The 18,105-nt window shown below is 28.6% G+C and carries 19 protein-coding genes and 1 pseudogene; 16 read left to right on the top strand and 4 right to left on the bottom strand.

What is annotated here, in order from left to right; translation table 11 throughout:
• Positions 1-14: 14 nt before the first annotated feature.
• From B3603_RS10930 to B3603_RS10950, 5 genes are all read left to right on the top strand, one after another.
• Complete coding sequence (locus B3603_RS10930) at positions 15-974, top strand: L-threonine 3-dehydrogenase (RefSeq protein ID WP_291564572.1); 960 nt, start codon at positions 15-17, stop codon at positions 972-974.
• Positions 975-1,506: 532 nt separating this feature from the next.
• Complete coding sequence (locus tag B3603_RS10935; protein ID WP_291564575.1) at positions 1,507-1,674, top strand: hypothetical protein; 168 nt, start codon at positions 1,507-1,509, stop codon at positions 1,672-1,674.
• A complete protein-coding gene (locus B3603_RS10940) occupies positions 1,667-2,125 on the top strand; it encodes a GNAT family N-acetyltransferase (RefSeq protein WP_291564577.1) in 459 nt (152 codons plus the stop codon). Before B3603_RS10935 ends, B3603_RS10940 begins: the two co-directional genes overlap by 8 nt.
• 519 nt (positions 2,126-2,644) lie before the next feature.
• The gene (nth, locus tag B3603_RS10945; RefSeq protein ID WP_291564579.1) at positions 2,645-3,277 is read left to right on the top strand and encodes an endonuclease III; all 633 of its coding nucleotides are present in this window, start codon (positions 2,645-2,647) and stop codon (positions 3,275-3,277) included.
• A 423-nt stretch (positions 3,278-3,700) separates the two neighbouring features.
• Positions 3,701-4,378, top strand: a complete 678-nt coding sequence (locus B3603_RS10950; RefSeq protein WP_291564580.1) for a hypothetical protein — start codon at positions 3,701-3,703, stop codon at positions 4,376-4,378.
• Between the two features lie 50 nt (positions 4,379-4,428).
• Here the strand turns inward: B3603_RS10950 and B3603_RS10955 are convergent, their stop codons facing one another.
• Positions 4,429-4,917 carry a thioredoxin family protein gene (locus tag B3603_RS10955; RefSeq protein WP_291564581.1) on the bottom strand — a complete coding sequence of 163 codons (489 nt, stop codon included), beginning with the start codon at positions 4,915-4,917 and terminating at the stop codon, positions 4,429-4,431.
• Positions 4,918-5,536: 619 nt separating this feature from the next.
• Here B3603_RS10955 and pepT point away from each other — a divergent pair.
• The 6 genes and pseudogenes from pepT (at position 5,537) to B3603_RS10985 (ending at position 8,473) form a co-directional block, all read left to right on the top strand.
• Positions 5,537-6,757: a peptidase T gene (pepT, locus tag B3603_RS10960; RefSeq protein WP_291564582.1), complete on the top strand. Its 1,221-nt coding sequence runs from the start codon at positions 5,537-5,539 to the stop codon at positions 6,755-6,757.
• Positions 6,758-7,293: 536 nt separating this feature from the next.
• Positions 7,294-7,722, top strand: a complete 429-nt coding sequence (locus B3603_RS10965; protein ID WP_291564584.1) for a hypothetical protein — start codon at positions 7,294-7,296, stop codon at positions 7,720-7,722.
• A pseudogene (locus tag B3603_RS10970) lies at positions 7,707-7,835 on the top strand (trypsin-like peptidase domain-containing protein); the annotation flags it as partial. The gene B3603_RS10965 and the pseudogene B3603_RS10970, both read left to right, overlap by 16 nt.
• 40 nt (positions 7,836-7,875) lie before the next feature.
• Positions 7,876-8,004 (top strand): hypothetical protein, encoded by a 129-nt coding sequence (locus B3603_RS10975; RefSeq protein ID WP_291564617.1) that lies wholly within the window; start codon positions 7,876-7,878, stop codon positions 8,002-8,004.
• Positions 8,005-8,044: 40 nt separating this feature from the next.
• Positions 8,045-8,137 (top strand): trypsin-like serine protease, encoded by a 93-nt coding sequence (locus tag B3603_RS10980; RefSeq protein WP_291564614.1) that lies wholly within the window; start codon positions 8,045-8,047, stop codon positions 8,135-8,137.
• Positions 8,138-8,299: 162 nt separating this feature from the next.
• Positions 8,300-8,473, top strand: a complete 174-nt coding sequence (locus B3603_RS10985; protein WP_291564588.1) for a PDZ domain-containing protein — start codon at positions 8,300-8,302, stop codon at positions 8,471-8,473.
• Positions 8,474-9,678: 1,205 nt separating this feature from the next.
• Here the strand turns inward: B3603_RS10985 and B3603_RS10990 are convergent.
• Positions 9,679-11,667, bottom strand: a complete 1,989-nt coding sequence (locus B3603_RS10990) for a fructose-1,6-bisphosphatase (protein WP_291564591.1) — start codon at positions 11,665-11,667, stop codon at positions 9,679-9,681.
• 774 nt (positions 11,668-12,441) lie between these two features.
• On the opposite strand from B3603_RS10990, the gene B3603_RS10995 reads away from it, so the two are divergent.
• From B3603_RS10995 to B3603_RS11005, 3 genes are all read left to right on the top strand, one after another.
• The gene (locus tag B3603_RS10995; RefSeq protein WP_039635475.1) at positions 12,442-12,819 is read left to right on the top strand and encodes a CoA-binding protein; all 378 of its coding nucleotides are present in this window, start codon (positions 12,442-12,444) and stop codon (positions 12,817-12,819) included.
• A 375-nt stretch (positions 12,820-13,194) separates the two neighbouring features.
• Positions 13,195-13,761 (top strand): LemA family protein, encoded by a 567-nt coding sequence (locus B3603_RS11000; protein ID WP_039635477.1) that lies wholly within the window; start codon positions 13,195-13,197, stop codon positions 13,759-13,761.
• 10 nt (positions 13,762-13,771) lie between these two features.
• Entirely contained in the window at positions 13,772-14,563 is a 792-nt protein-coding gene (locus tag B3603_RS11005; protein ID WP_291564596.1) for a TPM domain-containing protein, read from the top strand.
• A gap of 85 nt (positions 14,564-14,648) precedes the next feature.
• Here the strand turns inward: B3603_RS11005 and B3603_RS11010 are convergent, their stop codons facing one another.
• Positions 14,649-15,113, bottom strand: coding sequence for a DUF4230 domain-containing protein (locus B3603_RS11010; protein ID WP_291564599.1), 465 nt, complete (start codon positions 15,111-15,113; stop codon positions 14,649-14,651).
• A 417-nt stretch (positions 15,114-15,530) separates the two neighbouring features.
• Entirely contained in the window at positions 15,531-15,764 is a 234-nt protein-coding gene (locus B3603_RS11015) for a hypothetical protein (protein ID WP_291564602.1), read from the bottom strand.
• A 236-nt stretch (positions 15,765-16,000) separates the two neighbouring features.
• Between B3603_RS11015 and B3603_RS11020 the strand changes: the two genes are divergently transcribed.
• Positions 16,001-16,627, top strand: a complete 627-nt coding sequence (locus B3603_RS11020; RefSeq protein ID WP_291564605.1) for a RusA family crossover junction endodeoxyribonuclease — start codon at positions 16,001-16,003, stop codon at positions 16,625-16,627.
• 88 nt (positions 16,628-16,715) lie between these two features.
• Complete coding sequence (tsaD, locus tag B3603_RS11025; protein ID WP_291564608.1) at positions 16,716-17,738, top strand: tRNA (adenosine(37)-N6)-threonylcarbamoyltransferase complex transferase subunit TsaD; 1,023 nt, start codon at positions 16,716-16,718, stop codon at positions 17,736-17,738.
• Positions 17,739-18,105: the final 367 nt, after the last annotated feature.

Below are 18,105 nucleotides of genomic sequence, written 5' to 3' on the forward strand. Positions count from 1 at the left end.
GGGGTGTAACAATTATGAAAAAGATATTAGTTACAGGTTGTTTAGGACAAATTGGTACGGAATTAGTAGCAAAGTTAAGAGAAGTTTATGGACGTGATAATGTTATTGCTACAGATATAAGAAAACCAGAAGGAAACCCTATAGTTGAGGGTGGAGTATTTGAAATATTAGATGTTACTGATAGAAGTGCAATGCTTGAAATAGCTAAAAAATATGAGGTTGACTCAATAATTCACTTAGCTGCATTACTCTCAGCAGTAGCTGAAGCTAAACCTCAATTAGCTTGGGATATAAATATGGGTGGGCTTGTTAATGCCTTAGAAGTTGCAAGGGAACTAAATTGCAAATTTTTCACACCAAGTTCAATAGGAGCTTTTGGTCCAGATACTCCAAAAGTAAATACTCCACAGGATACAATTCAAAGACCAAAAACTATGTATGGTGTGACAAAGGTTTCTGGAGAGTTATTATGTGATTATTATCATACTAAATTTGGTGTAGATACAAGAGGAGTCAGATTCCCAGGTCTTATATCTTATGTAGCACCTCCAGGTGGTGGAACAACAGATTATGCTGTTGATATTTATTATGAAGCATTAAAAAGTGGAAAATATACTTCATACATTGATAAGGGAACTTATATGGATATGATGTATATGCCAGATGCTATAAATGCAATAATAACATTAATGGAAGCTGATCCATCAAAGTTAAAACATAGAAATGCTTTTAATATAACAGCAATGAGCTTTGAACCAGAACAGATCGCAGCTGCAATTAAAAAACATATACCAGAATTTCAGATCAGCTATGAGCCAGATCCAGTAAGACAAGGAATAGCTAATACTTGGCCAGATTCAATTGACCCAACAGCTGCTAAAGAAGAATGGGGATTTAAAGCTGAATATGATTTAGATAAAATGACAGCTGATATGCTTCAAAAATTAAGAGAAAAAGGCATAGGAAATAAATAATAAATAATAATACAAAAAAACTAGCAATTGCATTGCTAGTTTTTTATTATTCCACCTCTGGGGAACTTAATCAATGGACAATTGACAATTGCGGCGGAAATTAATTTTGTAAATTAATTTCTTTAAAAATAAATCAATTCAAAGCTTCTCATGTAAAGGAGAAGTATCAATAATTCTCCATTGTCAATCGTCAATTTTCAATTGCTGAAGGGTGGAGTATAGTTCGGAAGAAAATTAGTGATCTTACACTAGTATTATGGAGATAAGCAATATAATTAAAATATAGTCTAATACTGTAGATACAGTGACATGTCATACTGCTTTAATTAGAAAGTAGTTACAGATTTAAATTTTGTAACTACTTTAATCTTGCTAAAAATATATAATTTTGTTATAAACCCCAGGGGTGAAAGGTTAATGTTGAAAGATTTCCATAATTATCCATAGCCCGTTGTCAATTTTTAATTGTTCAAGTGATATTTTGTAAATTATGTTAAAATGTATATGATTATAAATTTAAGGGGGAATTATTATGGAAACGTCATGGTGGGTTAATTTTTTAATGGGATTTAATATTTTTAATGAGGCTTTAAAAGGAATTGGACTTATTATCCTTATAATTTTAATGTTTAAAATTATTAAAGTTCTAAATATTTATATTAATAAAAACAAAGAAGGTAAAGGTGAAAAAAATGAATAATATTGCTTATATTAATGGAGGTATAGAGCTTTTAGACTTAATAGAGCCATTATGGGATAAACTAAATAATCACCATATGGGAAATTCTAATAATTTTTCTCATAATTATGAAAAATTTACTTTTGAGCTTAGAAAAGAGAAATTTTATAATAAAGATTTAAAGGTAAATATAGATTTAATTAAAGATTTAGATAAAAAAACATATATAGGCTATTGTATAAGTACAATAAATTTAGACTTAGTTGGTGAAGTTGATTCTCTTTACCTAGAAAAAGAATACAGAGGACAGGGAATAGGTGAAGAATTAATGGAAAGAGCATTAATTTATCTTAATGAGAATGATTCAAAGAGAAAAATAATAGGAGTAGCTGAGGGGAATGAAGAAGTATTAAACTTCTATAAAAAATTTAAATTTTATAAAAGAACTGTAATTCTTGAAGAGATTATATAGAAAAAACAAAAAGACTTACTAGAAATTCTTCTAGTAAGTCTTTTTGTTAATTGCAATTAAGGAATATTCTTAAGTTTTTTATTAATAAGAATATGTTATGTCTTTGTTATATTTGGAGTTTTCTTATCGTATTCATTAATTAGTTTGCCTAATTACTAGTTTTTTATTCATATTATTGAAAAATTTTTAAAATAAATTTGTAAAATAAGATAACTAACAAAAGATAGATGAGTTTTTTAATGAAATATAATATAAAGTTTTCTTTATTATGTATTGTTAATTGAAAAGTTGTGTATTATAAGTTAAAGTTGATATAATATATTAAGAAATATTAGATATCTTCAAAAAATAATTAGTCAGTATATTAGTCTATTTTTAGCCATATTGCATCAGAATAATTCACTCATAGCTAAACTATGGGCGAAAATGTTAATTTGTCTACCATAAAATAGACGTCGCATCTTTGACTTATTATTTTATTTTAGATGTCTTATTAAACTTAAGAAATAGGGTGATATAATGAATAAAGAAAATAGAGGTAAAGTTTTAGATATATTAAGTAAAGTTTATGGAGGGACAAAATGCGGACTTGATTTTACTACGCCTTTTGAACTTTTAATATCAACTATTCTATCAGCACAATGTACTGACGAGAGAGTTAATATAGTTACTAAAGAATTATATAAAGAATATAATACTCCGAAAGCTATAGTTACTTTAACGGAAGAAGAACTAGGAGAAAAGATAAGAAGTTGTGGCTTTTATAAAAATAAGAGTAAGAACATTTTAGGATGCTGTAGAATGCTTTTAGAAAAGCATGGAGGGGAAGTGCCTAAAACCATGGAAGAGCTTATAGAACTTCCAGGTGTGGGAAGAAAAACTGCTAATGTTGTATTATCCAATGCTTTTGGTGTTCCTGCAATAGCTGTTGATACCCATGTGTTTAGACTTTCAAATAGAATTGGAATTGCAAAGGGAAAAAATGTAGATGAGGTAGAGCAAAAACTCATGAAAAATATCCCTAAGGAAATGTGGAGTGATGCTCATCATTACTTAATATGGCATGGAAGAAAAATCTGCAATGCTCGTAAGCCAAAATGTGAAGAATGTCCAATAGTTCAACATTGCGAATACTTTAATGGAAAAGGTTAGACAATTCATAATTCAAAATTCACAATGCACAATTAAGGATGAAATTATTTTTAAATAAAATAATTTCTTTAAATAGATTTTTAACTAGCAATTTTATATTGCTAGTTTTTTTTATATAAATTTACTTTGTAACTTTAAAAAAACAATCAGTTTTAAATTTCTCAGTTTCAACTGAGAAATATCCATAATTGTGAATTTTGCATTTTGCATTGTGCATTAAGCTAAGTTCGCCACTTTTTTTTATACATATCAAAATCTAATATTAATATAAAAAATATTATGGCAAATACTCTTCGCCACTTTTTTTGCATATATCATAATTTAATATCAATATAAAAGTATTAAAGGAATTAAGTACATAAAATGGAATATTATATATAGAGGCTTTATAAAATTTTGTAAAAAATTAAAAGGGGGAGAGGTATGTTACCTTTAAATGCAGTATTTTGGGGATTTATCTTATTATTTAATATTCCAATTAAAAGTCTGGACAAAGTAAACTTTATTACTAGTCTTATTGGATATGTATTAATAATTTATGGCTGCTCTAAGTTAAAGGATAAAAATAAGCATTTTAAAAATGCAGCAATCTCTTATAGTGCTATATTGGGTTTAAGTATTATAACATTATTTATTTCATCTAAGGTATCAATTCCAGAAATTGTAGAATCTAAAGAGGAAATTGCTTATATGTTTAAGACTGATGGACCATATATGTTAATCGGGATTATATCAAGCATTATAATTTTATTTGGTGTGTATTCTATATGTGTTGGAATTTCTAAAATGTATGAGGAGAAAGATAAGAACTTCTGGGCTTTAAAGATTAAAAAAGTATGGAAAGGATTTAGAGATTCTATTATCGTATCTTTAATATTATCTAGTATAATATTAATATGGTCTCTAGTTGTGGCACTTTCTTCAGCATCTGGATTTAACTTTACTTTGTATAGATTATATATTTTTATTACTATACTTATATTAATAGCATTAATAGTTGTACTCATAAATTATATAAGAATAATAATAGAAATCAGATATGCTCATGGAATATTGGAGAAGGATATGGAAGTTGTAGATCAATTTGGAGAAAAGTATTAACTTGCAAAATTATTTATTATAAAAAATCGTGACTTTTAGTCACGATTTTTTTATAATATTATATCTAATAAATTTTTTTCAATTAAGTTATTATATTTTCCATTTCTATATTCACTATAGACTGCTTTTCTTTCTTCCTGAGATAATCCCACCATCTTTTCCTGAAGCTCTTTTGGCGTTTCTACATATGCACCTTTAGGATTCATGTCTTCATCAAAAGTTATAATAGTTGGGATGGACTTACTTCCCACTGCTTCTTCCAAGAAATCTTCAAAGCCTGTTCTTGGCATGTAATGAATTTTCAAATTAGAGTTTTCTTCACTTAATTTTTGTATAAATGGAATTGTAACTATACAGTCTGGACAAAAGCCTTCAGTAAATACAGTAGCATGAATAATTTTATCTAATTTTTTAATCTCTTCCTTAGCATTTCCTGATAAGTTAGTATTATTATAAGCTTTATCTTGAATATCTCCATAATTTTCTTGTGATTTCTTTAAATAAGAATTAAAGCTTAAACCTTTTGATAAATCAATCATTTTTAAAACCTCCCTTTTATGTGATAACAATATTATTATATCAAGAAAATTTGAAAAATTATACTATAAACAAGTTAATCAATTGAGAATTGACGATGGACAATTGACAATTAATGTGGAAATTATTTTTAAGCAAAATAATTTCTTTAACTGATCTTTTGTAGCGGCGAACAGTGTTCGCCATTCTTTTCCACCTCTGGGGAACAGTAGTGAAGCCCTTTAGGGTTCCCCTGAGGTGCAGTATAGTTCACAACATTACCTAAAAACTTAAGCCAATATTAATGGAGATAAGCAATATAATTGGAATATGAGTCAATGTATTAAATACTCTTTTCTACCATACTGTACCCCAGGGGTATAATTGAAAAGTGGTTATATATTAAATTTATGTATCTACCTTAATTTCACTTAAATTTGATAATTTTCTTATAGACCCCAGGGGTGGAGGTGAATACATAATTAAGGTAGAAATCAATTCTAAATTTCTCAGCTTTTGCTGAGAAATGTCCACAATTATGAATTTTGCATTGTGAATTGTGAATTAAATTGAGGTGAATTTAAGAAGGTGATATAATAAAATAAATATTGCAAATATTTATAAAAAAAGGTAGGGATGATAATGTCAAAACTTGTAGAGAGATTTTTAAACTATGTAAAATATGATACTAAAAGTGACGAAAATTCAAATACATTGCCTAGTACAGAGGGACAATTAGTTTTTGGAAAAAGCCTTGTAGAAGAATTACAAGCAATAGGTATGACTGATGTAGCTATGGATGATAAGGGCTTCGTTACTGCAACACTACCATCAAATATAGATAAAAAAGTACCAACAATAGGATTCTTAGCTCATATGGATACGGCACCAGATTATTCTGGTACAAATGTTAATCCACAAATAGTTAAAAATTATGATGGTAAAGATATAAAGCTAAATGAGAATACAATTTTAACAACAAAAGATTTTCCAGAAGTTAAAAATTACGTAGGAAAAACACTGATTACAACAGATGGTACTACTTTGTTAGGTGGAGATGACAAGGCAGGTATAGCTGAAATAATGACAGCTATGGAATACTTAATAAATCATCCAGAAATAAAACATGGAACTATAAAAGTTGCTTTCACTCCAGATGAAGAAGTAGGAACAGGATGCAATAATTTTGATGTTGAAAAATTTAATGCTGATTTTGCCTATACATTAGATGGCGGTGAAATTGGGGAAGTTCAATATGAAACTTTTAATGCTGCTAGTGTTGAAGTTAAATTCCATGGTAGAAATGTTCATCCAGGTTCAGCAAAAGGCAAAATGATACATGCGAGCTTAATAGCTATGGAATATATAAATAAACTTCCTGAAAATGAAAGGCCTGAAACTACAGAAGGATATGAAGGTTTTTATATGCTTGACGAAGTGCATGGGGAAGTAGAAGAAGCAAAGGCATCTTTCTTAATAAGAGACTTTTATATGGATAAATTTGAAGCTAGAAAAACTTATATGAAGGAAATAGCTTCAGAATTAAATAAAAAATATGGTGAAGGAACTGTTGAAATAGATATAAGTGATACTTACTATAATATGAGAGAAAAAATTGAAGTTGAAATGCACATAGTTGAAACTGCAATAGAAGCTATGAAGCAATTAAATGTAGAGCCACTTGTAATACCTGTAAGAGGAGGTACAGATGGATCAAAGCTTTCTTATATGGGATTACCAACTCCAAATATATTTACTGGTGGACATAACTTCCACGGCAAATTTGAATACATTGTAATTGAATCAATGGAAAAAGCTGTTGAAGTAATATTAAAAGTTATAGATATTTATGCAAACAAATAAAACAGTTTAGTCAATTGAGAATTGACGATGGACAATTGAAAATTAAGGAGGAAATTAGTTTTGAGCAAATTAATTTCTTTAATAGATTTTTTGTAGCGGCGAACATTGTTCGCCACTTTTCTTTTGTACATATCATAATTTAATATCAATATAAAAAATATTATGGATGAACACTGTTCACCGCTACAGTTAGACAATGGAGAAATTAAAATAATGTGATAATTATTGAAGAAATTAATTTTTAATAAAAGTGATCATAAAACAAATCAATTCTAAATTTCTCAACTTTTGTTGAGAAATATCCATAAATTCTTCATTCTTCATCATTAATTTTTAATTAATAGGTTGTGAATTAAATTAAGCTCATAATGATAAGAAATCTATCTTTAAAATTATTAAAAAAGATTAGCTATAATTAATTCTGTTAAAATACAAAATTTTTATAATGACACAGAATTGACATTATACAGACACAGAAAAAACATATAACTATACTAACATTTAGTTATAGCATTAATGAAAGGAGATTATATATCATGAATGAGTTTAACGATTCTAACAATACAACTAGTAAAGAAGTAGAAAAAACATACATATATGATACAAAGTTCACAGTAGAAAGTCCTAAAAAACAAAAAAAGAATAAAAAAGCTGGCAGCCTTATAGCAATAGCACTTATTTGTTCATTACTTGGAGGGACTGTAGGAGGTACAGCTACTTATACTATAATAAATAACATTAATAATAAGAGTGCAGTTTCTAATAAAGAGACAGTTACTAATACTTCTACCACAGTAGACAATACATCATCTATGAGCATACCAGAAATTGCTAAAAAGGCTTCGCCAGCAGTTGTGGGAGTTGCTACAAAATCCATAAACCAAAATTCCCTTAGATGGCAATCTGAATTACAAGAAGGAATTGGTTCAGGATTTATATTTAATGAGAAATGGATACTGTTTTAACTAACTATCATGTTATTAAAGGAGCTTCTGAAGTTAAAGTAATATTCCATAATGGTAAAGAAGTTTCTGCTAAAGTTGTAAATTATCAAGAAGATGCAGACTTGGCAGTTCTTAAAATAGCAGAAAAAGTAGAGATGCCAGGAGTGTTAGAGTTTGGTGATTCAGATGCATCTAGAAGTTGGAGAACAGGTTGTAGCTATAGGAAATCCATTAGGAAAAGAATTCTCTGGTTCAGTAACAACAGGTATTATAAGTGCCTTAAACAGAGAAATGCAAGTTTGAAGATGGTAAAACATTAAAGTTAATACAAACTGATACCGCTATCAACCCAGGTAATAGTGGTGGACCATTAATTAACTCTAAAGGACAAGTAATTGGAATAAATACAGCTAAGATAGGTCAAGCAGGGAGTTGAAGGTTTAGGATTCTCAATTCCAATAAATGAAGTACTCTAATAAACTTGATAACCTAACAAAGCCAGTATTAAAATTAGGAATCGCCTGCTATAAATCTTAATGAAGAATTAGCAAAGGCTAATAAGCTACCTGTTGGAATTTATATAGAAAAGGTAGAAAGCTTGAGTGTAGCTCAAAAAGGTGGGCTTCAACCAGGAGATGTAATAGTTAAATTTGCTAATAAAAAGGTTGGTACAGTTCAAGAAATAAATAAAATTAAAGACTCTTATAAAGAAGGGGACGTAGTATCTGTGGAATTTATAAGAGAGTGGAAAAACGATGACAGCTCAACTTAAAATTAGAATAGATAGGCATCTAAAATAACTAGTCAAAGATGCCGAAAACCAATTAATTTATGCGATTAGTTAACCTCAGATAATTAATTGACGTTGGTTAATAAATTATCTTTAGGTAATTAATATCTATCCCCCTTTTTTAATATTAAAATATTAAAAACCGAAACACAAGCAATACCCACAACAAGATAGCCTCCTTGTTGTGGGTATTGTTTTTTTTGTGTTAACAATAGATTGGATAATTGATAATGGACAAGTATTGTCTGGAGCAATATATAATAATTTTAACTAACTTTATGAAGAACTTATGATAATTAAGAATTAAGTATGAAGAATGAAGAATTATGGTTAAAATTATTTTTAAACAAAATAATTTCTCCAAATAGATTTTGTAGCGGCGAACATTGTTCGCCATCTTTTTTTTGTACATATCATAATTTGATATTAATATAAAAAATGCTATGGCGAATGCTATTCACCATTTTCCACCTCCGGGAAACTTAACCAATGGGGAATTGACTATGGAAAATTGACAATTGAGGTTAAAATTAGTTTATCTAAACTAATTTCTTTAACTAATTTTTAGTTAGCAATACAATTGATATTTTATTATAGAAAGTTACAAAGTTATTGTGTAACTTCGGGATAAATCAATTAAAGACTTCTCTTATAAGAGAGAAGTATCCATAAATTCTTCATTCTTCATTATTAATTTTTAATTAATAAGATGTGAGTTGTGAATTAAATAAAGTAAAGTTTTGTACGAAAAAAATAGGGGAGGTTTTCACCTTCCCCCTTCGGATTGTTAAGAATTTATAATATATATATATATTTATAAGCTGTTTTAAAAAAATAAAGTATATTTAACTTAAACTAATGCACAACTTAATCAATGGAAAATTGACTATGGACAATTGACAATTAAGGTAGAAATTATTTTTAGGTAAAATAATTTCTTTAAACAGATTTTTGACTAGCAATTTTACGTTGCTAGTTTTTTTTATAAGAAGTTGCCTTGCAACTTCAAAAAACAATCAATTCTAAATTTCTCAGCCTCTGCTGAGAAATATCCACAATTGTGAATTTTGCATTGTGAATTGTGAATTAAGTAAAATTTTGTATAAAAAATAGGGGTCAGCTTTCACCTCCCCCTTTTGGATTGTTAAGAATTTTTAAATATATATCTATATATAATTTATATATATTTATTTAAGCTCCTTAATAAGGCCTTTTCTATAAGCCATAAGGAGTTTTTCTAAATCATTAATTTGAGTTATTAGTTCTTTTCCTATGTCTGTATCTCCTATTCTTTGCCTTGATTTTGTAGTTTCAAGTATTATAGAGGAAGATAATATATCATTTCCTTCTTCTATTGCTTTTTGAGTAGATTCAAATGGCTCATGTGATACAAGCTGTAATCCATAGGAGTTATAAATTAGTGTATATCCTGCAAGCCCTGTTTCAGGCTGATATGCCTTTGAGAAGCCTCCATCTATAACTAGCAATTTACCATTAGCTTTTATAGGACTCTCTCCCTTAACAGCTTTAACAGGAACGTGTCCATTTATAATATGAGAACTAGTTGAATCTAATCCAAACTCTTCTAATATCTTATTACAAATATCCTCTTTATCTCTAAATCCAAAATAAGGGTCCTTACATTCTTTATGAGTTGCTTTATCATTGATAAAATATCTTTCAAAGGTTGCCATTTTATTTTTACCAAATAGAGGAGAATCTTCTCCACACCATAGATACCATAAATAATCTAAGGCATATAAGTCTGTTTCTGCATTGCCTTTATTAAAATAACCTTCTCTCGCAATTCTATCAGCTATATCTAAATAAGCTTTACCACTATACTCTCTTCCAGCAACTTTACTTTTTCTAAAGTCACCATTTTTATCTAGTGGAATACAAGCATGATATAAAAGATTTGAGTTATAAGTTAAATATAAACTACCTTTGGAAAATAGATATCTAGTGTGTCTTTGAAGCTTTTCACTACTTAAAAATGAAGATTTTAGTCTAGAAACCAATTCTTTTTCTTCATCATTAAGTTTATATGGGTTTTTAGGATCGATAGTAGGGAAGTTTATATCGTTAAGCTCATATTCTTTACCATCTACTATTATTGTACCCTTTTCAAAATTAATTTTATCTAAAAGTAATCTATTTTCCATATTAAAGCTTGGTCTTCTTTGTATTATTTCTCCTTCAAGCTTAAATTGAATTATAGAAATTGCTTTATGCATTTGAGACATAAGCTTTAAATCTTTTTCTTTATAATTCCCTGCGGTATCCTTTGGTTTAAAAGATTTGCAAGGATCATCTCTATAAGTGTTCATAGCAAAGGTAGCTAGTGGCAATAGATTAATTCCATAACCTTCTTCTAGCGTTTCTAAATTAGCATATCTTGTAGAAATACGAATAACATTGGCAATGCAACTTTCACAGCCAGCAGCGGCTCCCATCCATAATATATCATGATTGCCCCATTGAATGTCTATATTATCATATTTCATTAAACTTTCCATTATGATATGAGCCCCAGGTCCTCTATCATAAATATCTCCTACTATGTGAAGTCTATCAACTATAAGCTTTTGAATAACGTGAGAAATAGCAATAATGAATTCCTTTGCTCTTCCAATTCTTATAATTGTATCTAATATACCATTAAAATAATCTTGTTTATTTGGCCTGACTTGCTGTTCATGTAATAGTTCTTCAATAATATATGCAAAATCAGGCGGTAAAGCTTTTCTAACTTTAGATCTAGTATATTTAGAAGAAACTAATTTACATATCTCTATAAGATGATATAAAGTTATTCTATACCAATCATCAAGCTCCTTTTCTTCTTGCATTACAAGCTCAAGCTTTTGCTCAGGGTAATATATTAATGTACATAACTCCTTTTTTTCGCTCTCTCTTAGAGTATTTCCAAAAATATCATTAACTTTTCTTTTAATTACTCCTGAAGCATTTTTTAAAACATGATTAAAGGCTTCATATTCACCATGAATATCTGTAAGGAAGTGCTCTGTTCCTTTTGGTAAGTTCAATATAGCTTGAAGATTTATAATTTCCGTACAAGCATCTGAAATTGTAGGGAACTTGTGAGATAAAAGTTTAAGATACCTTAAATCATCCTCAATTATATCAACACTTATTTCATTTAATGGCAACATTTTAAATCTCCTTTTCTATTGCTTAACTTAATTAATTAACCAACGAACAACTTAATCAATGCACAATTCACAGTTCACAATTAAGGAGGAAATTATTTTTTGGCAAAATAATTTCTTCAAATTTATATTTGACTAGCAATACTATTGCTAGTCTTTCATAAAAAGTTACTTTGTAACTTCAAAAAAACAATCAATTATAAATTTCTCAGTGATAACTGGGAAATATCCACAATTGTGAATTGTGCATTGTGAACTGTGAATTATATAAGACTGTTCTCCAACGGTTCTATCTCCATTAAATAATGTGTTACACTATATACACAATAATATAGCACTTATTTTATATATTATATTATATAACAAAGATTGGATTAGTGCTAACACAAAAATATTAGATTTTTATACATTATTTACAAAAATCTTTAATAGGTATAATATAATATAAATATATTGTGATATTTTAGAATAATGGTTAAACTGTATATTACTAGAGCTAATAATTTTATAAGTTATTAGATGTTTTTGTAATAAGATGATGATTATTTTAAAATATAACATTATATGTGAGTTTGCTGGAGATAATAATTTAATAAATATTAATTAAGGTATCAATAAATAGCTAATCAATATGATATGTATTTTCTTTTAGTTTGATTTGGGGTAATTTGTTCATATATCATTATTAGTATAAATTATTCTGTATACCATAGAAAATATCCTGATTATATTTGACCAGTTATTTTATTATAAATGCCTAAGAAGGAGAGATGTATTATGAATAAAATGCTTGAGATAAAAAAGTGGGCTGTTTTAGGTGCAACAGATGATCAAAGTAAATTCGGATACAAAATATTAAAAAGATTAGGGGAAAAAGGTTATACAGTATACGGTATAAATCCTAAATATGATGAAATCGAAGGAATAAAAATAGCTTCTTCTGTAGAACAATTGCCAGAAAAGGTGGAAGGCATAAGCGTAATTGTAAATCCTAAAATTGCATTAAATTCGCTAGAAACTATAAAAGAACATGGAATAAAAAACCTTTGGTTCCAACCAGGTTCTTATAATGATGAAGTAATAAATAAAGCAAAAGAATTAGGGTTCAATATAGAAAATAATCAATGTTTATATGTTGAACTTGGAAAACTTTAAATTAATTCACAATGCACAATTCACAATGCATAATTAAGGAAAAAATTAATTCTTTACGAATTAATTTCTTTAANNCCCCTGAGGTGCAGTATAGTTTGGAGCAATATTAATAAATTTAACTAGTATTATGGAGAAGCTATAGAAATTAAGAATTAAGTGTGAAGGATGAAGAATTAAGGTGGAAATTAGTTTTATCAAACTAATTTCTTTAATAGATTTTTAATAAAAGTGACTCTGTCACTTTTAAAACAAACCGATTCTAAATTTCTCAGCCTCTGCTGAGAAATGTCCACAATTCTTCATTCTTCATTATTAATTCTTAATTGTTAAGGATGTACATTGTGAATTGTGAATTGAATAAGGGAGGTTTTTAAAATGGGAAAGACTTTAAGAACAGTATTAATAGTAGTTGTTGTATTTGTTATTATGTTATTTCCAGTAGTGGGAACATATAATAAGCTTGTTTCATTAGATCAACAGGTAAAAACTGCTGAAGCAAATATCGATGCTCAGCTTCAAAGAAGATCAGATTTAATACCAAATTTAGTATCTACCGTTCAGGGCTATGCATCACAAGAAAAAGAAATTTTTACATCAATTGCAGAATCTAGAGCAAAATTATCTGGTGCTCAAACAGTAGAGGAAAGAGCTAATGCGGATGCAGAGCTTTCAAATGCATTATCAAGACTCTTAGTAGTTGTAGAAAGATATCCAGAATTAAAATCAAATCAAAACTTTAAGGATTTAACTATTGCTTTAGAAGGAACAGAAAATAGAATAGCAATTGGAAGAGAAGATTATAATAAAATTGTGTCTGAGTATAATAGCAAAAGAAGAAAATTTCCAACTAATATTGTAGCTTCTATGTTTGGATTTGATGAAAAACCATTCTATAAAGCAGCTGAAGGTGCTAAAGAAGTCCCAAAAGTTGAGTTTAAGTAAGTGATAATCTATGAGAAGGCTAATTAAGAATAATAAGTTAAAAACTTTAATTTTAAGCTTTTTTTTATTATTTACTTTTATAGTCCCTAAAGCTACATGGGCAATAGATTTTCCTAAAGTTACAGAATATAAATATGTAAATGACTATGTAGGAATACTGGATAAGAAAAGCAAACAGCAATTTATGGCGATAGGAGGAGAAGTTGAAAAGAAAACTTCTGCAGAAATGACTACCGTAATAATAAAATCTTTAGATGATTATCCTATTGAAGATTATGCTAATAAGCTTTTTAGAACTTGGGGAGTAGGTAAGAAAGATAAAGACAATGGACTTTTAATACTTGTAGCAGTAGAAGATAAAAAATGGAGAGTTGAAGTAGGAAGAGGCCTTGAAGGAGCTATACCAGACATATACTCCAATCAAGTGATGGAAGAGGTTGCAAAACCTAGATTTAGAAATGGAGAATATAGTTTAGGACTCTTAGAAGCATATAGTACATTTGCTGATGCTATAGCCAAAGAATATGGTGTAACCTTAGAAAAAAATTTGAAAGTTTCTCGTACCCAAGAAAGTGGAAACTCTATTTTGGGAAATATAGGTATAGGTTTTATAATATTCTTAATACTAATAGATGTTATATTTAATAGAGGAAGAATATGCAGAATGTTATTCTTTAGTGGTATTGGACGAAGAGGCGGAAGAGGTGGCTCCGGTGGTGGCTTTGGCGGTGGATCCTCAGGAGGCGGTGGCGGCTTCGGTGGAGGCTCATCCGGTGGAGGAGGCTCATCTGGAAGCTGGTAGTTAGGCAATGGAGAATTGAAAATGGACAATTGACAATTAAAGATGAAATTAGTTTTAATTAAACTNNTCAATCGTCAATTCTCAATTATCTAAACTCTACTGTTACTTCATAATTAAGTTCTTCAAAGAAATTTTTTAAGAATTCTTCAGTGGTGGTATTTACTTCATTTAAAAATCCACTTTTGATTAATTCATTTTCTCTCTCTTTTTTAGATTTTAAAATTTCTTCGAATACATCATTGCTTTGAATGGGGTTAAATATAGAAGTTCTTTCATCTAGTATTGATATATCGTCCTCATTTATAATATGGTCCAATATAACAGAATTAGGCAAGGTTATAATTAGTTTATTACCTTTTAATGTTATCTCTGATTTATCTAAAATTACCCCAGATTTTATATACCCATCATATTTTAAAATAAGGGATTTTTCAGTAAAAGGAATTACTAAATCATTGAATTTAAAATTATCTTTTAGTGATATTACATGAGAATAATTATATTTAACAGTAACAAGTTCTTTAACATCTATTAATTGATGATATATCATTTCTTTTTTTACTTCTCTATTATTTTTTATAGATAGATTAATAGAAAAAATTATAACTAAAATTAAAAGAAAGATAGCAAGTAATGATATTAATTTAGCTTTTAGAGAAATATTTTTTAATCTAATAAAATCACCACCTTTTAATTATTTATATGTTTCATTATTTAAATAATGCACAACTTAAACAATTGAGAATTGACGATGGNNGTTGAAATTAATTTTGTAAATTAATTTCTTTAGAGAGATTTTTAATAAAACAATTTAAGACTTCTCCACAAAGGAGAAGTATCAGTAATTCTCCTTTGTCAATAGTCAATTCTCAATTGCATAACTTTGTTAATCAAAAAAGGATATCTGAAATATCCAGATATCCTTTTGGTTAAGTAACCATTAATTAATCATTTTTATAAAAAGTCTCTAAGTGTTTTTTTTATTTTTAGTTTCAGGTTCAACAATAGCTCCTTTTTCTTCTAACTTATAAGTTATAACCTGAATTACATATATAACTGCGAAATAAATACCACCAGCTATAAAGATTTCATGTATTGCTTCACTTCTTCTATAAGAATCAATAAGAAGCAGAAATCCTATAAATACTATAGTATTTATAAGAGTCATTGAAAGACTTTTTGTATATTTGTTTTTTGCCATAATGTGCCCCCTGATTGTTTAAATACCTATTATTAGGTTATGTTATTTAAATATATATTATATATTAAGCCCAACATTAGTTCAAATTCAAGTTATTTTAATGTTAAACAGGTTATGAAAATGTTAAATTTTATGAAGTAAATTATGTGCAAACATATGTTTTGTGTTATAATTTTAGAATTAGGAAAACAATTATTTATAATTTAATAATTTTAATTGATCGAAAAGGAGTATTTATGAGTAAAAATTATGCAAAAGTTATAGTAAAAGGTTCACCTATTTCTAAATCTAATTTTAAGCTTTTCAATATAAATGGTAGAGCTATACTTCCTTATAGATCAGGAAAATATCATGATAGATATGCACTTTATGAGGAAGAAATAGCTTATGAATGCAGGATACAGAACCCTAATGTAGTACTTAGTGAATCATTAATTGCAATTTTAAAAGTTTATTATAAATCTCGAAAGCGTCATCCTGATACAAATAATATAACTAAAAGTATTTTTGATGGTATAGAGAAAAGTGGACTTATTATAAATGATGCCCAAGTTAGAAGGCTTATAATAGAAGAATTTTATGATGAAAAAAATCCTCGCTTTGAGCTTGAATTATTTGGAGAAAGCATCTATAAAATGAATTATTCTATAGAGAAATTAGATAATCCTCAAGAACCTATAGAATATTCGCCACCTTCAAATAAAAAAAATCAGATAGGTAACAATAATTTTAAAGAAAAGAAAGAAAATAATAATACCCTACTTTGCGAAATATGTGGTAAGGGTATTTCAAAAGAAAATGCCATATCTGCAAATAAAGGTAAAACTCTTTTATGTAAAGCATGCTTTAAAAAGTTATTCTAAAGAAATTGATTACAAACATAATCAAAGTGTATAATAGTAAGGATTAATAACTTTTTTAATCAAACAAAGTAAAAAAGTAGGTGACATTATGAAGAAGGATTTTAAAATACTTGCTATAGAGTCAAGTTGTGATGAAACTTCTGCGGCGGTAGTGGTTAATGGAAGAGAGGTATTATCTAATATAATATCTTCTCAGATAGATATACATCAAAAATTTGGAGGAGTAGTGCCAGAGGTTGCTTCAAGAAAACATATAGAAGCTATAAGTGCAGTGGTTCAAGAAGCGTTGGATGAGGCTAATTTAACTTTTCAAGATATAGATGCTATAGGAGTAACTTATGGACCAGGATTAGTTGGTGCGTTGTTAGTTGGACTTCAATATGCTAAATCTCTAGCTTATTCTTTAAACATACCGTTAATTGGAGTAAATCATATAGAGGGGCATATAAGTGCAAATTTTATAGAATATAAAGAGTTAGAGCCGCCTTTTGTAACCCTTGTAGTATCAGGTGGACATACTTTTGTAGTACATATGAAAGACTATGGAGATTTTGAAGTAATGGGAGAAACTAGAGATGATGCAGCAGGAGAAGCCTTTGATAAAGTTGCTCGTGCTTTAGGACTTGGATATCCAGGAGGACCTAAAATTGATAAAATTGCTAAGGAAGGAAATGAAAATGCAATAAAGTTTCCTAGAGCAAATTTTCATGAAGAAAGCTTAGACTTTTCTTTTAGTGGAATAAAATCATCAGTTTTAAACTATTTAAACAAAATGGAAATGAAAAATGAAGAAATAAACGTAGCTGATACTGCTGCATCTTTTCAAAAAGCAGTAGTAGATGTACTTGTAGATAATGCTATAAAAGCTTGCAAAATAAAAAAAGTAGACAAAATTGCTATAGCTGGAGGGGTTGCAGCTAACTCTGCTTTAAGAGAATCCATGATAAAAGCTGGAGAGAAAAATGATATAAAAGTACTATTCCCTCCAATGATATTATGTACCGACAACGCAGCTATGATAGGAAGCGCAGCATATTTCGAATACTTAAACGGAAGAATCTCAGACTTAACCTTAAATGCCATACCAAACTTAAAACTTGGAGAAAGATAGTTAGGCAATTGAGAATTGACAATGGAAAATTGACAATTGAGGTGGAAATTATTTTTAGACAAAATAATTTCTTTGAACGAATTTTTTTGACTAGCAATTTTATATTGCTAGTTTTTTTGTTTCACCTCTGGGGAACAGCAGTGAAGCCCTTTAGGGTTCCCCTGAGGTGCAGTATAGCTCGGAACAACACTAATAAATTTAACCAATACTATAGAGATACTACAATTGCTAAATTTTTGTAGCGGCGAACATTGTTCGCCAGTTCTTTTTTCATATCTAAGGATTTTCTGGAGAACACTGTTCGCCGCTACAGTTAATCAATTTTAAATTTCTCAGTTTCTACTGAGAAATATCCACAATTGTCCAT

Origin of the sequence: Clostridium sp. UBA2485 (assembly GCF_002341865.1) — a bacterium.
Lineage (GTDB): Bacteria > Bacillota > Clostridia > Clostridiales > Clostridiaceae > Clostridium_J.

What these genes read in the sequence shown, in the direction of transcription:
- B3603_RS10935 (WP_291564575.1), top strand. Translation starts at nt 1,507, where the DNA reads ATGGAAACGTCATGGTGGGTTAATTTTTTAATGGGATTTAATATTTTT.
- B3603_RS11015 (WP_291564602.1), bottom strand. Translation starts at nt 15,764, where the DNA reads ATGGCAAAAAACAAATATACAAAAAGTCTTTCAATGACTCTTATAAAT.
- B3603_RS10930 (WP_291564572.1), top strand. Translation starts at nt 15, where the DNA reads ATGAAAAAGATATTAGTTACAGGTTGTTTAGGACAAATTGGTACGGAA.
- B3603_RS10940 (WP_291564577.1), top strand. Translation starts at nt 1,667, where the DNA reads ATGAATAATATTGCTTATATTAATGGAGGTATAGAGCTTTTAGACTTA.
- B3603_RS10965 (WP_291564584.1), top strand. Translation starts at nt 7,294, where the DNA reads ATGAATGAGTTTAACGATTCTAACAATACAACTAGTAAAGAAGTAGAA.
- pepT (WP_291564582.1), top strand. Translation starts at nt 5,537, where the DNA reads ATGTCAAAACTTGTAGAGAGATTTTTAAACTATGTAAAATATGATACT.
- B3603_RS11000 (WP_039635477.1), top strand. Translation starts at nt 13,195, where the DNA reads ATGGGAAAGACTTTAAGAACAGTATTAATAGTAGTTGTTGTATTTGTT.
- B3603_RS10995 (WP_039635475.1), top strand. Translation starts at nt 12,442, where the DNA reads ATGAATAAAATGCTTGAGATAAAAAAGTGGGCTGTTTTAGGTGCAACA.
- B3603_RS10955 (WP_291564581.1), bottom strand. Translation starts at nt 4,917, where the DNA reads ATGATTGATTTATCAAAAGGTTTAAGCTTTAATTCTTATTTAAAGAAA.
- tsaD (WP_291564608.1), top strand. Translation starts at nt 16,716, where the DNA reads ATGAAGAAGGATTTTAAAATACTTGCTATAGAGTCAAGTTGTGATGAA.
- nth (WP_291564579.1), top strand. Translation starts at nt 2,645, where the DNA reads ATGAATAAAGAAAATAGAGGTAAAGTTTTAGATATATTAAGTAAAGTT.
- B3603_RS11005 (WP_291564596.1), top strand. Translation starts at nt 13,772, where the DNA reads ATGAGAAGGCTAATTAAGAATAATAAGTTAAAAACTTTAATTTTAAGC.
- B3603_RS10990 (WP_291564591.1), bottom strand. Translation starts at nt 11,667, where the DNA reads ATGTTGCCATTAAATGAAATAAGTGTTGATATAATTGAGGATGATTTA.
- B3603_RS11020 (WP_291564605.1), top strand. Translation starts at nt 16,001, where the DNA reads ATGAGTAAAAATTATGCAAAAGTTATAGTAAAAGGTTCACCTATTTCT.
- B3603_RS10950 (WP_291564580.1), top strand. Translation starts at nt 3,701, where the DNA reads ATGTTACCTTTAAATGCAGTATTTTGGGGATTTATCTTATTATTTAAT.
- B3603_RS11010 (WP_291564599.1), bottom strand. Translation starts at nt 15,113, where the DNA reads ATGATATATCATCAATTAATAGATGTTAAAGAACTTGTTACTGTTAAA.